Origin of the sequence: Hymenobacter sp. UYCo722 (assembly GCF_040547115.1) — a bacterium.
Lineage (GTDB): Bacteria > Bacteroidota > Bacteroidia > Cytophagales > Hymenobacteraceae > Hymenobacter.
On sequence record NZ_JBEPPC010000001.1, the window covers coordinates 531,504 to 545,113 of the forward strand.

Genomic DNA, 13,610 nt, shown 5'->3' on the forward strand with positions numbered 1-13,610 from the left:
AAAAAGGAAGCTTTGAAGGCGCAGAATCTGCCTTGCGAAGTTACGCTTCCGGCTACCTTTGCGGTCGCATGTTGCCTCCTTGCTAAACGTCACGCGGCAGTTTATATGCTGATTTTTAACTCCTAACTTTTAACTTTTAACTTGAATTTCATCCCTGAACTGACCTGGCGCGGCATGTTTCACGACGCCATGCCCGGCACCGCCGAGCACCTCGCTACCAATGCGCCCATCACCGGCTATATCGGTTTCGACCCCACGGCCGCCTCGCTGCACATCGGTAACCTGGCCACCATTATGCTGCTGGTGCACCTTCAGCGGGCCGGGCATCGCCCCCTCGCCCTCGTGGGCGGGGCCACGGGCATGATTGGCGACCCCAGCGGCAAGTCGGCCGAGCGCAACCTGCTCGACGAAACCACCCTGCGCCACAACCAGGCCGGTATTCAAGCCCAGCTGGAGAAGTTTCTGGACTTCAGCGAAGGCCCTACTGGGGCGCTGGTCGTGAACAACTACGACTGGTTCAAGAACTTCGGCTTCCTGGAGTTTCTGCGCGAAGTGGGCAAGCACCTCACCGTAAACTACATGATGGCCAAGGATTCGGTGAAGCGCCGCATCGGTGGCACCGAAGACGGCGGGGAGAGCGCCGGCATCAGCTACACCGAGTTCAGCTACCAACTGCTGCAGGGCTACGACTTCGTGCACCTCAACAAAACCCTGGGCTGCACCCTGCAAATGGGCGCCAGCGACCAGTGGGGCAACATCACCACCGGCACCGAGCTCATCCGCCGCCTTGCCAACGCCGATGAGCGCGAAGCCAAAGCCTACGCCCTCACCGGCCAGCTCATCACCAAGGCCGACGGCACCAAGTACGGCAAGTCCGAAACCGGCACCGTCTGGCTCGACCCCAAGCTGACTTCGCCCTACCAGTTCTACCAGTTTTTCCTCAACGCCGCCGACGCCGATGCCCCGCGCCTCATCCGCGTATTCACGCTGCTCGGGCAGCCGGCAATCGAGCAACTGGAAGCCGAGCACGCCGCCGCCCCGCACCTGCGCCTCCTGCAAAAAGCCCTGGCCGCCGACGTTACCACCCGCGTACATTCCGCCGAGGCCACCGAAGCCGCCATCGCCGCCTCACAGGTCCTCTTCGGCGGCGGCGACCTCGCCACGCTCGACGAAGCCACCCTGCTCGACGTGTTTGCCGGTGTACCCCACTTACGCGTGCTCCGGGAGGAAATGCTGCTAGAACTCAACGCCGCCACTTTCCTTAGCGACTTCACCCTGCACAAAATCTTCCCCTCCAAAGGCGAAGCCCGCAAAATGATTCAGGCCGGCGGCGTAAGTATTAATCGCGAAAAAGTAGCTTCACCCGAGGCGTCCGTGTCAGCCATCCAGCACCTGGCCGGCAAGTACCTCGTAGTGCAGAAGGGTAAGAAGAACTACTTCCTGGTCGAATTGGTGTAGTGGGAGGCTAACACCCGTCTTTCAAATCCTGCGAACAGCTTTAGCCAACTATAAAAAAAGGCCCCGCCAATTGGCGGGGCCTTTTTCATTACTAAAGCAATCGGCGAACTCCGTAAAGTCCGCGTCAGGCCAGAATTACTTCTTCTTAGCAGGAGCAGCGGCCTTCTTGGCAGGAGCAGCGGCTTTCTTAGCAGCCGGAGCGGCTTTCTTAGCACCAGCGGCCGCCTTGGGAGCAGCAGCAGTAGCCGTGTTCTTGGTGTTCTGCACTTCGGTGCGGAACGTCTGAGCCATGGTCTTCAGCTCCTGCATGCCTTTGCGCACGCGGGTGCCGGCAGCGGCGTTCTGCTTGTCGTAGAATTTCGAGAAATCGTCTTCGAGCGACATCACGAGGTCTTTCAGTTTGCTGAAATTGTTCATTGGGGGTTGTGGTTTGGGTGTGAAAAATGAATGATTAGTGGTGTTAAGCCGGCCCTAATATACAGGGATTTCAAATGCAAGCAACTTTTTCCCTTATTTTTAAAAACCCCCTTCCCGGCTTTCAGAGGCCGATTTTGGGTTTAAAAACCCCATTTGCAGCAAGTAGCACTAATGCGCTTAGCTTAGAATTGTTCAAAAACAAAACGCCGGCCGTCCTCACGGACAGCCGGCGTAAATACGCGCTGGGGCGTTGTTTTAAGCTGTTTGCGGCGCAGTGTTCGCTTTGCTGTAAAGCCCCTTATCGAGCTTGGCAGACACGGTTTCAAACGCTGCAATCGTTTCCTGCACGTCGGCTAGCGAGTGCATGGCCGTTGGGATAAGGCGCAGCATAATTACGCCCTTGGGCACCACCGGATACACGACGATGGAGCAGAAAATGCCGTGATTCTCGCGTAAATCGAAGGTTAGGGCCGTCGCATCCGATAATTCGCCGTTCAGCAGTACGGGCGTAACCGGCGATTCGGTGGTGCCAATGTTGAAGCCCTTTTCCTTTAGCCCGCCCTGCAGGGCGCGTACCACGGTCCAGAGTTTTTCGCGGTATTCGGGGTGGTTGCGAATCAGCTCCAGGCGCTTCAGCGCACCAATAACCAGCGGCATGGGCAGCGATTTGGCGAAAATCTGACTACGCATGTTATAACGCAAATATTCAATCACACTTTCTTCGCCGGCCACGAATGCGCCGATGCTGGCCATGCTCTTGGCGAAGGTGTAAAAAATCAGGTCCACGCCTTCAATACAGCCCAAATGCTCGGCGGTTCCGGCCCCCGTAGGGCCCAAAGTGCCGAAGCCATGGGCATCGTCGACGAAGATGCGGAAGTCGAATTTCTTCTTTAGCGCTATGATTTCGGGAAGCTTGCCCAGGTTGCCCGACATGCCGAACATCCCCTCCGTAATGACGAGAATGCCGCCGCCGGATTCGTCGGTCAGGCGCTTGGCGCGCTCCAGTTGTTTTTCGAGGCTGGCCATGTCGTTGTGGTTAAACACAAACCGTTTGCCCTGGTGCAGGCGCACCCCGTCGATGATGCAGGCGTGCGACTCGGCGTCGTACACAATGGCATCGTGGCGGCTCACCAGCGCGTCGATAATGCTTACCACGCCCTGGTAGCCGAAATTGAGCAGCAGCGCGCCGGGCTTCTGCACGAAGTCGGCCAACTCGTTTTCGAGGCGCTCGTGGTTAGTCGAGTTGCCGCTCATGATGCGCGCTCCCATCGGGTAAGCCATGCCGTAGTCGGTGGCCCCGTCGATGTCAGCTTGCCGCACCTCGGGGTGGTTGGCCAGGCCCAGGTAATTATTCAGGCTCCAGGTCAGCACCTCTTTGCCCCGAAACAGCATGCGGGGGTTGATTTGGCCTTCCAGCTTCGGGAAAGCGAAGTAGCCGTGGGCGTAATGCGATTGCGAACCCAAGGGGCCGCGGTTGGCCGAAACCCGGTCGAAAATATCCACTGAAAAAACGGAAATTAGGTGGTGGTGTAACGCGCTGAAACGGCCGCTAAGGAGTTTTTTCGTAAGTTCTCAACAGGCCCAACTACAAAGGTAACCATAGGCTGCCGATGTGCATAATTTGGGCTTAATAACAGGATAATGCCCGCAGGGTTTGGTGGCGGGTTGCGGTTTCGCAGTTTCTTTGTGGGCCATTGGCGCACAAACGGGCTAACGAGGACGTCAGGCTACGCATGACGCCCTTCGTTAACACTGCCTTCATCCCACCGCCCTCCTCCCACCCATGAAAAAAATCTCCAAGCTGCTGGTTGCCAATCGGGGCGAAATTGCTTTGCGTGTGCTGCGCTCCGCCAAGGAAATGGGCATTGCCACCGTGGCCATCTACTCCGAAGCCGACCGCAACGCCCTGCACGTGCGTTACGCCGACGAGGCTGTGTGCGTAGGCCCCCCCGCTTCGAAAGACAGCTACTTGCGCGGCGACAAGATTATTGAGGTCTGCCGGGAGCTCGGCGTCGATGCCATTCATCCCGGCTACGGCTTCCTGAGCGAAAACGCCGGCTTTGCCCGGGCCGTGCGCGCGGCGGGCCTCATTTTTGTAGGCCCCAGCCCCGAGGCGATGGAAATGATGGGCGATAAGCTCTCGGCCAAGCAGGCCGTAAAAGCCTATAACATCCCGCTGGTGCCCGGCACCGACGAAGCCATTTCGGACGTGCCCGCCGCCAAGCTGATTGCGCAGGAAGTAGGTTTTCCGATTCTGATAAAGGCGTCGGCCGGGGGCGGCGGCAAGGGTATGCGCATCGTGAACGGGGCCGACGAGTTTGAGGAGCAGATGCAGCTGGCCATCAATGAGGCCGTTTCGGCCTTCGGCGATGGGGCGGTGTTCATCGAGAAATTCGTAACCGGCCCGCGCCACATCGAAATTCAGGTATTAGGCGATGAGCACGGCAACATCGTGCATTTGTTTGAACGGGAGTGCAGCATTCAGCGCCGCCACCAGAAAGTGATTGAGGAAGCGCCCTCCTCGGTGCTCACGCCCGAGCTGCGCGCCGAAATGGGCCGCTGCGCCGTGGATGTGGCCCGTGCCTGCAACTACGCGGGCGCCGGCACCGTGGAATTCCTGCTCGACGACCAGCACAACTTCTACTTCCTGGAGATGAATACCCGCCTGCAGGTAGAGCATCCCGTAACGGAGCAAATCACCGGCCTCGACCTCGTGAAGGAGCAAATTAGAGTGGCCCAGGGCGAGCCCCTGGCCTTCTCGCAGGCCGACCTCACCATCACCGGCCACGCCCTGGAGCTGCGCGTGTACGCCGAAGACCCGCAGAACAACTTTCTGCCCGACATCGGAACCCTGACCACCTACGTGCGCCCCCAGGGCCCCGGTGTGCGCGTGGATGACGGGTTTGAGCAGGGCATGGACATCCCGATTTACTACGACCCGATGATTGCCAAGCTGGTCACCTTCGGGGCCGACCGCGCCGAAGCCATTGCCCGAATGCTGCGCGCCATTGAAGAGTATAAAATTACGGGCATCGAAACCACGCTGGGCTTCGGTGCCTACGTGCTCCGCCACCCGGCTTTCGTGAGCGGCGATTTTGACACCAACTTCATCAAAGACCATTTCACCCCCACCACCTTAGCCCCTACCACACCCGACGAAGCCACGGCCAAAGTAGCCGCAGCCCTGGGTGCCATGCTGCTGCAAAATAAGAAACCTAAAGCAGTGGCTGAAACTGGTGAGGCGGCCGGAACGGAGGGTTCGGGCTGGCGGCGGAACCGGCTGGGGGTGCGGTAAGAGTTGGGCTGGGTACGCCACTTACTAGCCGCCTAAACATGGGGTTATTTTCCCGAAGAAGCTATTTGAGTTATTCAGCGCGGCCGACGAGATGCAACATGCTGCGTCTCGTCGGCCGCGTCGTTTGGATGTCGGGCGGGCTTTGTTCGCCGCATTATTCTGCGATGAGGCGCAAAACATTGCGTCTCTACTCCGTTCAAACACCATTTAAGTATTCGTACAAAAGCAATTGCAGCAAAAAAGACGGTCATGCTGAGCTTGCCGAAGCAGCTCTACCGTGCTACCAACTAATTTTAGTATCGCGGTAGAGCTGCTTCGACAAGCTCAGCATGACGGTCAAGAGTGAATACGGTTCCTTCTGCACGACTACTTAAGGAATACCTGGCTTCTGAAACTGCTTGTCTAAATTTCACTGGACCCTGAACGTGATGGGCACCGTGAACGACACGGCGACAACCTCCCCATCCTGTTGCGCCGGTGTGAATGCCCGCAGCTCGCGCACGGCCTGCATAGCCGCCTGGTCGAGAGACGGGAAAACGCCTTTCACCAGCTCAATATCGGCAACCTTACCCAATTTGTCCACTACAAATTTTACGAACACGCGGCCCTCCGCTTTGGCTTTGAGCGCATCGCGGGGGTACTTTACGTTGCTGGCAATGGCCTGCACAATGGCCATAAATCCGCCGTCGCCCCGCGAGTAGCGCGGCATTATTTCGTACTCGAAAAACGCCACCGGCTGGCCTTCCGGGCCGAAGCATTCGCCCGTGCTCGCGCCGCTTTCGTCGTACCGGGCCCGACGCTTCAGCTGAGCGTTTTGGTAGTAAAGGCGCATATCGCCCAGTCGCTTGCCGTGCGCGTATTCCTCGTGCGCGCTGAGCTGCCCGTTGGGCCACCACGATTCGGCGATGCCATCAAGCTGCCTGGTTCGCAGGTTTTCGTAGTGGCTCTGATGCACTAATTGGCCGGCCAGCGTGAACTCACGCACCACCCCACGTATGCTGTCGGCGTATTCGGTGTCGCGACGGTAGCGAGCCCCAGTGGCGGTGTTGATTACGGTATGAGTCGAATCGAGCAGCTCGTGGCGGGTAGGCGGCACGGCTTGTTGCGCGGCGGCCGGGGCCGCACTCAGGCAGGCCAGTACGAGTATGGTGCTCCAAAACCTGGTCATGAGTGGTAGAAACGTTGGTTGAGATACTGATGAAAGAAGCCGTGATTCAACTGCGTTGAATATGATTTCGACTGTTTAAAGAGGACGAAAATAGCGGGTTTTCCACTGCCTCACCAAAGTCGCACCCCGCCCCGCCCTCTCAGTGCCCGCATGGGTAACGTAGAAGCGGCGGCCCCATTACTCTGGAGCCGCCGCTTCGGACGCTTGAATCGAGCAAATGCACGCTTAAAGCGCGGCCACCACCGCCGCTTCGGCCTTGGCAATAGCCGCCGCCAACCCGGCCACGTTCTTGCCGCCGGCCGTGGCAAAGAAGGGCTGCCCGCCGCCGCCACCCTGTATTTCCTTGGCCAGCTCACGTACCAGCGTGGTGGCATTAAGTTTCCCGGCCTGGGCAATTTCGTCGGCCAGCATCACGGCCAGCTGGGGCTTGCCCTCGATTTCGGCCCCGAGAATGGCTACGAGGTTGGGCACGGCCTGGCGCAGGTTGAAGGCCAGAGTTTTGAGCGATTCGGCCGAGCCGGCCTGCACCAGCGTGGCCAGGAAGTTCACACCGTTTAGCTCCTTCACGCGGCCCGCCAGCTGGTCTTTCTGCTGGTTGATGCTTTGTTGTTCGAAGTGCTCAATTTGCTTGCGCAGATTGGCAATTTCCTCGTTCTGCTTTTCGAGGCTGGTGAGCAAGTGCTGGGGGTTGCCCAACGTTTCGCGCACCTGGTTAAGCAAGTCGATTTGCTGGTCCACGTAAGCTTCGGCCCCGAGGCCAGTCACGGCCTCAATGCGGCGCACACCCGCGCCCACGGCGCTTTCAGTCGTGATTTTGAGGTAGCCGATGGTGCCCGTGTTCGGGACGTGCAGGCCGCCGCAAAGCTCCACCGAGAAGTCCCGGTCGAAGGTGATGACGCGCACGAACTCGCCGTATTTCTCGCCGAACAGCGCCATCGCACCCAGGCCCTTGGCCTCGGCAATGGGCACGTTGCGGCGCTCCACCAGCGGGATTTGCTGGCGAATGCGGCCGTTCACCAGCTGCTCAATCTCGCGCAGTTGGGCCTCGGTCACTTTCGTGAAGTGCGAGAAGTCAAAGCGCAGCAGCTTCTCATTCACCAACGAGCCTTTTTGCTGCACGTGGCTGCCCAGCACCTCGCGCAGGGCGGCTTGCAGCAAGTGCGTAGCCGAGTGGTTCTGGCGAATCTGGGTGCGGCGGGCGGCGTCGGGAATAGTCAGGAAACTGGCCGTCAGGTCCTGCGGCAGCTCCAGCACGGTGTGCACAATTAGGTCGTTTTCCTTCTTCGTGTCAATCACGCGCACCTTGCTCAGCGGCGATTCCAGGTAACCGGTATCGCCAATCTGCCCGCCGCTTTCGGCGTAGAAGGCCGTTTGGTCGAGCACCAGCTGATACTCGGTTTTGCCCTTGGCGGTGGTTTTGCGGTAACGCAGGATGCTGGCCGGGGCCTCGTCCAAATCGTAGCCCACGAAGGCGGGCTGCTCGTCGGAATCAGCCACCGTTACCCAGTCGCTCTGCTCGGTTTCCTGGGCGTTGCGGCTGCGGTTTTTCTGCTGCTCCAGCTCCTTTTTGAAGCCTTCCTCGTCTACACTCAAGCCCTTTTCGCGGGCAATGAGGGCGGTGAGGTCGAGCGGAAAGCCGAAGGTGTCGGACAGCTCAAAGGCGGTTTTGCCGTCGATAACGCCGCCGTTGGCGCGGGCGCTTTCCTCCAGCGCATCGAGCCGGCGCAGGCCGGTTTCCAGCGTTTTCAGGAAGGCAATTTCCTCCTCCTCAATCACGCGCTGCACGAAGGCCGTCTGGGCTTTTAGCTCGGGGAAGATGCCGGCCATTTGGTCGGCCAGCACGGGCACCAGCTTATACAGGAAGGGCTGTTTCTGATTGAGCGATGAAAAGGCGTAGCGCACGGCCCGGCGCAAAATGCGGCGAATCACGTAGCCGGCCTTCACGTTGCTGGGCAGCTGGCCGTCGGCAATGGTGAAGGCGATGGTGCGGATGTGGTCGGCGATGACGCGGATGGCGATGTCCGTTTTCTCGTTCTCCGTGGTGGGCTGGTCGGTTACCTTGGCGGGCGCGGTGCCGTGGTACTCCACGCCCACTTCCTTGGCAATGAACTGGATGAGCGGCTGGAAAACGTCGGTGTCGTAGTTCGACTTTACGCCCGACACGGCCATCATCAGGCGCTCGAAGCCCATGCCGGTGTCCACGCTTTGCTCGGGCAGCTTGATGAGAGATTTATCGGCCAGACGCTGGAATTCCATGAATACGTTGTTCCAGACTTCCACCACCTGCGGGTGGTCGGCGTTCACGAGGTCGCGGCCGGGGGTGGCGGCGCGCTCTTCCTCGGAGCGCAGGTCGATGTGGATTTCGGTGCACGGGCCGCAAGGGCCGGTGTCGCCCATCTCCCAGAAGTTGTCCTTCTTGTTGCCGGGCAAAATCCGGTCATCGGTGGTGTAAAGCCGCCATAGGTTCTGAGTTTCGGTATCGGGGCCGGTGTTATCGCCCTTGTCGCCTTCGAAGTAGGTGACGTAGAGGCGGTCTTTTTCCAGCTTAAACACATCCGTCAGCAGCTCCCAGGCCCAGGCAATGGCGTCGGTTTTGAAGTAGTCGCCGAACGACCAGTTGCCCAGCATCTCGAACATGGTGTGGTGGTAGGTATCGTAGCCTACTTCCTCCAAATCGTTGTGTTTGCCGCTCACGCGCAGGCACTTCTGGGTGTCGGCAATGCGCTTGTAGGGCGCGGGCTTGTTGCCCAGGAAATAGTCTTTGAACGGGGCCATGCCCGAGTTGATAAACAGCAGTGTGGGGTCGTCCTTCACCACAATGGGGGCTGAGGGCACGATGTGGTGGCCTTTGCTGGCAAAGAAATCGAGAAACTGCTGGCGGACAGCGGAAGCGGTGGGGAGAGACATAAGCAGCGCCAACCGGGAGTTGGCGAATGATGAGAAACCGTTGGATATCTCCACCAAATAAGCCCGCAACTATACATAGCTGCGAATTTTAGGCTACTTTTCGGAGTAATTGCAAAGGTAGCCATATGCCCTATAAAGAGCGCAGCATCGAGAAACAGTACTTCACCATCGGCGAAGTGGCCGCCCAATTCAAGGTGGCCGAGTCGCTGGTGCGCTTCTGGGAAACAGAGTTCGACGAGCTGCGCCCCCGCCGCAGCAAGAAGGGCAACCGCCTTTATACCCCGCAGGACATCGAAATTTTCCGCACCATTTACCATTTGGTAAAGGAACGCGGCTACACCATTCCGGGGGCGCGCGACATGCTCAAGCAAAAGGGTCCGCAGCTGAAGGAGAAGATTGACGTGGTGCAGAGCCTGGAAAAGGTGCGGGCGTTTCTGATGAGCCTTAAGAAGGAGGTAGAGGCGGCGGGCAAGGCCGATGCGGAGTAGTTGCGATGGAATCGGTAATGCTCATTGCGGACAATTCAGAATTGTTGCCGGTTTTTAAGAGTACTCTCAAATCTGTTTTCCCAACCGCCGCCATTTCTGACATAGGTGGCCGACCTGGGTTCGTTTTAGAACTCTCAAGTCGTGGTCGAATTTGGGTCGAAGTCGAAAACGATAGTCTGGAATCAATTGGTTGGGAAGATTTTGAAATCGAATTGATTATCAGAAAATTTCCGTCAACTCGTTATGTCTACAGCATTGCTTACCACAGTATTGAGGTAGTAAAGCAGGTGATTGTCAGCATAGCCAATAACGACCAGGTATTGGTAGACAATGACTGCGGGGATTTGCTGGTCGGCTCGGAACTGGTCGCTCGAATTCTTCATAATCCTGGGTGGAACTGGTTACAGGACTTTCAGGATAAGGATTAATACCCATATCCCTCCTTTTCCAGCGCGTTCATCGTGCTTAAGGCTTTTATGACCAATTCTACAACCAACGACCTCCTCTTCCACGAACTCGCCCTCACCCTCCTGCCCGGCATCGGGCCGCAGCTTACGCGGCAGTTGATGAGCTACGGTGGCGCGGCCAAAAACGTGCTGATGATGCCGCCCGGCAAGCTGCGCCGTATCCCTGGCGTGGGCGCGGCCACCGTGGCCATTCTTACCGGCAAGGACCGCGAAACCGCCTTTCGCAAAGCGGAAGCCGATTTGAAGAAGGCTGAGAAGGACGGCGTCGAAATCCTGTTTTACACGAGCAAGCGCTATCCCAGCCGCCTCAAGCTGATTCCGGATGCCCCGGCTATTCTCTATTACCAGGGAACAGCCGATTTGAACGCCCCCAAAACGGTGGCGCTCGTGGGCACTCGGAAGGCCACGGAATACGGCCGCGAGCAAACCGAGCGCATCGTGAAGGGCCTGCTGCCGCACCGGCCGTTGGTGGTGAGCGGCCTGGCCTACGGCATCGACATCATGGCCCACCGCGCCGCTTTGCAGGAGGGGTTGGAAACCGTGGGCGTGATGGCCACCGGCCTGGACATCATCTACCCTGCCGTGCATCGCAAAACCGCCGAGAAAATGCGCGAACAAGGCGGTCTGCTCACCGAATTCCCTTTTGGCACCCCGCCCGACCGCTACAATTTCCCGGCCCGCAACCGCATCATCGCGGGCCTCTCGGATGGAACCGTGGTAGTGGAAGCCGCCACAAAAGGCGGGGCGCTCATCACCGCCGAGCTGGCTCTGGGCTACGACCGCGACGTGCTGGCCGTGCCCGGCAACCTAAGCTCGCCCGCCTCGGAGGGCTGCAATGCGCTGATTCGGGACAACAAAGCCGCCCTCTACGCCGAGCCCCGCGACCTCGAACAGCTCCTGAACTGGGATGCCGCCCTGCACCAGTCGGGCAAGTTTAAGCCCGCCCCCTCCTACTCGGCCGACGATTTTACGGCCGACGAATTTGGTCTGATAACCGTGCTGGCCGCCGCGCCCAGCCGGGAAATGCAAATGGACGAACTAGCTTGGAAAGCCCAGATTGCCATTTATGCCGTGGCATCGCTGCTGCTGGGCCTGGAGTTTCGGGGCGTGGTGCGGGCGCTGCCAGGCAAGAAGTTCGCGCTGGTCTGAACCGCGGATTTATCGGATTGAACGGATTATTCGGATTTTGTGGAAGTAGAATGAAACAGGTTTTGTTGAGTAATGAGCTTTTGGAGGAGGTTTCACTTCGCTTACCCCTGCCCAACCGTGGCTTGGCTTTCGGTGACGGCTTTTTCGAAACCCTGATTTTCAAAGCCGGCCGCCTGCGCCTGGCCGCCGACCACCACGCCCGCATGCAGCTGGCTGCCGCAGCCCTATATCTCACGCTGCCCGCCGCCCTGGCTTCGGCCGAAGCCTTGGAAACCACCTTAGCGACTCTCGCCGCTGCCAATCAACTGCCCGCTGCCCGCCTTCGCCTGCAGCTCTGGCGCGCGGGGGGCGGCCGCTACACGCCCCCCACGGATGCTGCCGAATGGCTGGCCACTGCAGAAGCCTTCGTTCCCGATTATTCGGCAATTGCAAAAGCTGACTTCGCCCTTGAAAACCATTCCCTTCTCTCTCCGCTGAGCTTTTGCAAGGGGCCTCAGGCGTGGCTCTACGTGCGGGCCGCCCACGAGCGGCAGCAGCGCGGGCTCGATGAAATAATTCTATGCGACGCGGCCGGGCATGTAGCGGAGGCCGGCGCAGCGGCCATTTTCTGGCTGAAGGATGAGGTGCTGTTCACACCGGCGCTGGAAAGTGGCTGCCTGGCGGGCGTGCGCCGCGCGCAGGTACTCCGGGCCGCGCAGGCTGCGGGCGTGGAGTACCGGGTGGGTCTTTTTGGTAAGCAGGAGTTGCTGGCAGCAGAGGCCGTATTCACGGCGAACGTGGCGGCGGTGCGTCCTGTGTTAACTATCGCGACCAACACTTTTCAGTCAGCCATTCCCCAATTTATTGCATTACAAAGCGCTGATTGACCGTCACAGTATCTGCCGGAATTGCCGCTGGTTCAAACTTCAGCTGACTTACGACCCGAATAAATTCCGCATCAAGGGCAGCTTCGGCGGCCAAAGAAGGTGCCTCAATCGATGCGACAGCGCTATCGTATACCCGTCGGGTTATTTGGACCGTTCCTACCCTGCCATCGGGTAAAACCGTCAGCCGAGCCGCCACGGTGCCGCCAACGCCTGCCCGCAGGGACGTAACCGGATATCGAATATTTTGCTGCTGAAACCGGTAATACAGCTGGCCAGCTTGAGCACCTTGAAGCCCGGCCAAATGCCAGAAACGAGCAAAAACCGGAGAAACAATCGGTGCAGTTGCGTTGGCCGTGTCTGCTTTCCTTTTTGCTGTGGAAACCCCGGCCTTCTTCACCGGGCGGGGGGATTTCGGCACGCCACGCTGCACATGCAGCGGCATGCCTGGGGCAGCATATATTCCTCCGCCGTTCTGGCCCATAGCCGAACACCAGGCCAGGCAAAACAAAGCGGCCAGCAACAACAGTCTCATGCCACCTAAACGGCAACCGGTGCTTTTATTGCCGGGTACGGGTCATAATTTACCAGTTCAAAGTCTTCGTAGCTAAAACCGAAAACATCAGTCACTGCCGGGTTGATGCGCATCTGCGGCCGCAGCCGGGGTTCCCGTTCCAGCTGCAGGCGGGCCTGCTCCAAATGGTTGCTGTAGAGGTGGGTATCACCGCCGGTCCAGATGAACTCGCCGGGCTGCAGGCCCGTCACCTGGGCTACCATGAGGGTGAGCAGGGCGTAGCTGGCAATGTTGAAGGGCACCCCCAGAAATACGTCGGCCGAGCGCTGGTAAAGTTGGCAAGAGAGCTTACCATCGGCCACGTAGAACTGAAACAGGGCGTGGCAGGCGGGCAGTTTCATGGCTGGCAGGTCGGCCACGTTCCAGGCCGATACCACCATGCGGCGCGAGTCGGGATTGGTGCGGAGCTGCTGGATAATCTGCGAAATCTGGTCGATGTGGCCGCCGTGGCCGTCGGGCCAGGAGCGCCACTGGTGGCCATACACGGGGCCGAGGTCGCCGTTAGCATCGGCCCACTCATCCCAGATTTTTACGCCGTGCTCCTTCAGGTAAGCAATGTTGGTATCGCCCTGCAAAAACCACAGCAGCTCGTGAATAATGCTCTTCAGATGCACCTTTTTGGTGGTAACGAGCGGGAAACCCTCGGCCAGGTCGAACCGCATCTGGGGCCCGAAAATGGACACGGTACCGGTACCGGTGCGGTCGGTTTTAAGGGTGCCGGTGGCAAGGATTTGGCGGAGCAGGGCTTGGTATTGAATCATGGGGAGGCAAAGATAAAACGAGGACGGGAGCCGGCGACGGACGCGGGCGGGCCGGCTTCTGCG

The 13,610-nt window shown here is 58.9% G+C and carries 11 protein-coding genes and 1 pseudogene; 6 read left to right on the forward strand and 6 right to left on the reverse strand.

What is annotated here, in order from left to right; genetic code table 11:
* Positions 1 to 141: 141 nt before the first annotated feature.
* Entirely contained in the window at positions 142 to 1,458 is a 1,317-nt protein-coding gene (tyrS, locus tag ABIB44_RS02300) for a tyrosine--tRNA ligase (protein ID WP_354583004.1), read from the forward strand.
* A 246-nt stretch (positions 1,459 to 1,704) separates the two neighbouring features.
* Here tyrS and ABIB44_RS02305 read toward each other — a convergent pair.
* Positions 1,705 to 1,875 (reverse strand): annotated as a pseudogene (locus ABIB44_RS02305) (BF3379 family histone-like protein); the annotation flags it as partial.
* Between the two features lie 255 nt (positions 1,876 to 2,130).
* Positions 2,131 to 3,378: an aminotransferase class I/II-fold pyridoxal phosphate-dependent enzyme gene (locus ABIB44_RS02310; RefSeq protein WP_354583005.1), complete on the reverse strand. Its 1,248-nt coding sequence runs from the start codon at positions 3,376 to 3,378 to the stop codon at positions 2,131 to 2,133.
* A 280-nt stretch (positions 3,379 to 3,658) separates the two neighbouring features.
* On the opposite strand from ABIB44_RS02310, the gene accC reads away from it, so the two are divergent.
* A complete protein-coding gene (gene accC, locus ABIB44_RS02315; protein WP_354583006.1) occupies positions 3,659 to 5,170 on the forward strand; it encodes an acetyl-CoA carboxylase biotin carboxylase subunit in 1,512 nt (503 codons plus the stop codon).
* A gap of 409 nt (positions 5,171 to 5,579) precedes the next feature.
* Here accC and ABIB44_RS02320 read toward each other — a convergent pair whose 3' ends face one another.
* Together ABIB44_RS02320 and alaS are read right to left on the reverse strand one after the other, a co-directional pair.
* A complete protein-coding gene (locus tag ABIB44_RS02320; RefSeq protein WP_354583007.1) occupies positions 5,580 to 6,338 on the reverse strand; it encodes a TonB family protein in 759 nt (252 codons plus the stop codon).
* A 225-nt stretch (positions 6,339 to 6,563) separates the two neighbouring features.
* Entirely contained in the window at positions 6,564 to 9,245 is a 2,682-nt protein-coding gene (alaS, locus tag ABIB44_RS02325) for an alanine--tRNA ligase (RefSeq protein WP_354583008.1), read from the reverse strand.
* Between the two features lie 125 nt (positions 9,246 to 9,370).
* Here alaS and ABIB44_RS02330 point away from each other — a divergent pair, with 125 nt between their 5' ends.
* From ABIB44_RS02330 to ABIB44_RS02345, 4 genes are read left to right on the forward strand one after another with little or no spacing between them, the layout of a single operon-like run.
* Positions 9,371 to 9,733 (forward strand): MerR family transcriptional regulator, encoded by a 363-nt coding sequence (locus ABIB44_RS02330; RefSeq protein WP_354583009.1) that lies wholly within the window; start codon positions 9,371 to 9,373, stop codon positions 9,731 to 9,733.
* A 5-nt stretch (positions 9,734 to 9,738) separates the two neighbouring features.
* On the forward strand, positions 9,739 to 10,161 hold the full coding sequence (locus tag ABIB44_RS02335) for a hypothetical protein (RefSeq protein WP_354583010.1): 423 nt from the start codon (positions 9,739 to 9,741) through the stop codon (positions 10,159 to 10,161).
* 48 nt (positions 10,162 to 10,209) lie between these two features.
* Positions 10,210 to 11,349: a DNA-processing protein DprA gene (gene dprA / locus ABIB44_RS02340; protein ID WP_354583011.1), complete on the forward strand. Its 1,140-nt coding sequence runs from the start codon at positions 10,210 to 10,212 to the stop codon at positions 11,347 to 11,349.
* Between the two features lie 50 nt (positions 11,350 to 11,399).
* Positions 11,400 to 12,215, forward strand: coding sequence for an aminotransferase class IV (locus ABIB44_RS02345; RefSeq protein WP_354583012.1), 816 nt, complete (start codon positions 11,400 to 11,402; stop codon positions 12,213 to 12,215).
* Here ABIB44_RS02345 and ABIB44_RS02350 read toward each other — a convergent pair.
* Complete coding sequence (locus tag ABIB44_RS02350) at positions 12,190 to 12,747, reverse strand: energy transducer TonB (RefSeq protein ID WP_354583013.1); 558 nt, start codon at positions 12,745 to 12,747, stop codon at positions 12,190 to 12,192. The two genes, ABIB44_RS02345 and ABIB44_RS02350, sit on opposite strands and share 26 nt — an antisense overlap.
* 5 nt (positions 12,748 to 12,752) lie before the next feature.
* Positions 12,753 to 13,547, reverse strand: coding sequence for a thymidylate synthase (locus ABIB44_RS02355; protein WP_354583014.1), 795 nt, complete (start codon positions 13,545 to 13,547; stop codon positions 12,753 to 12,755).
* Between the last annotated feature and the right edge of the window lie 63 nt (positions 13,548 to 13,610).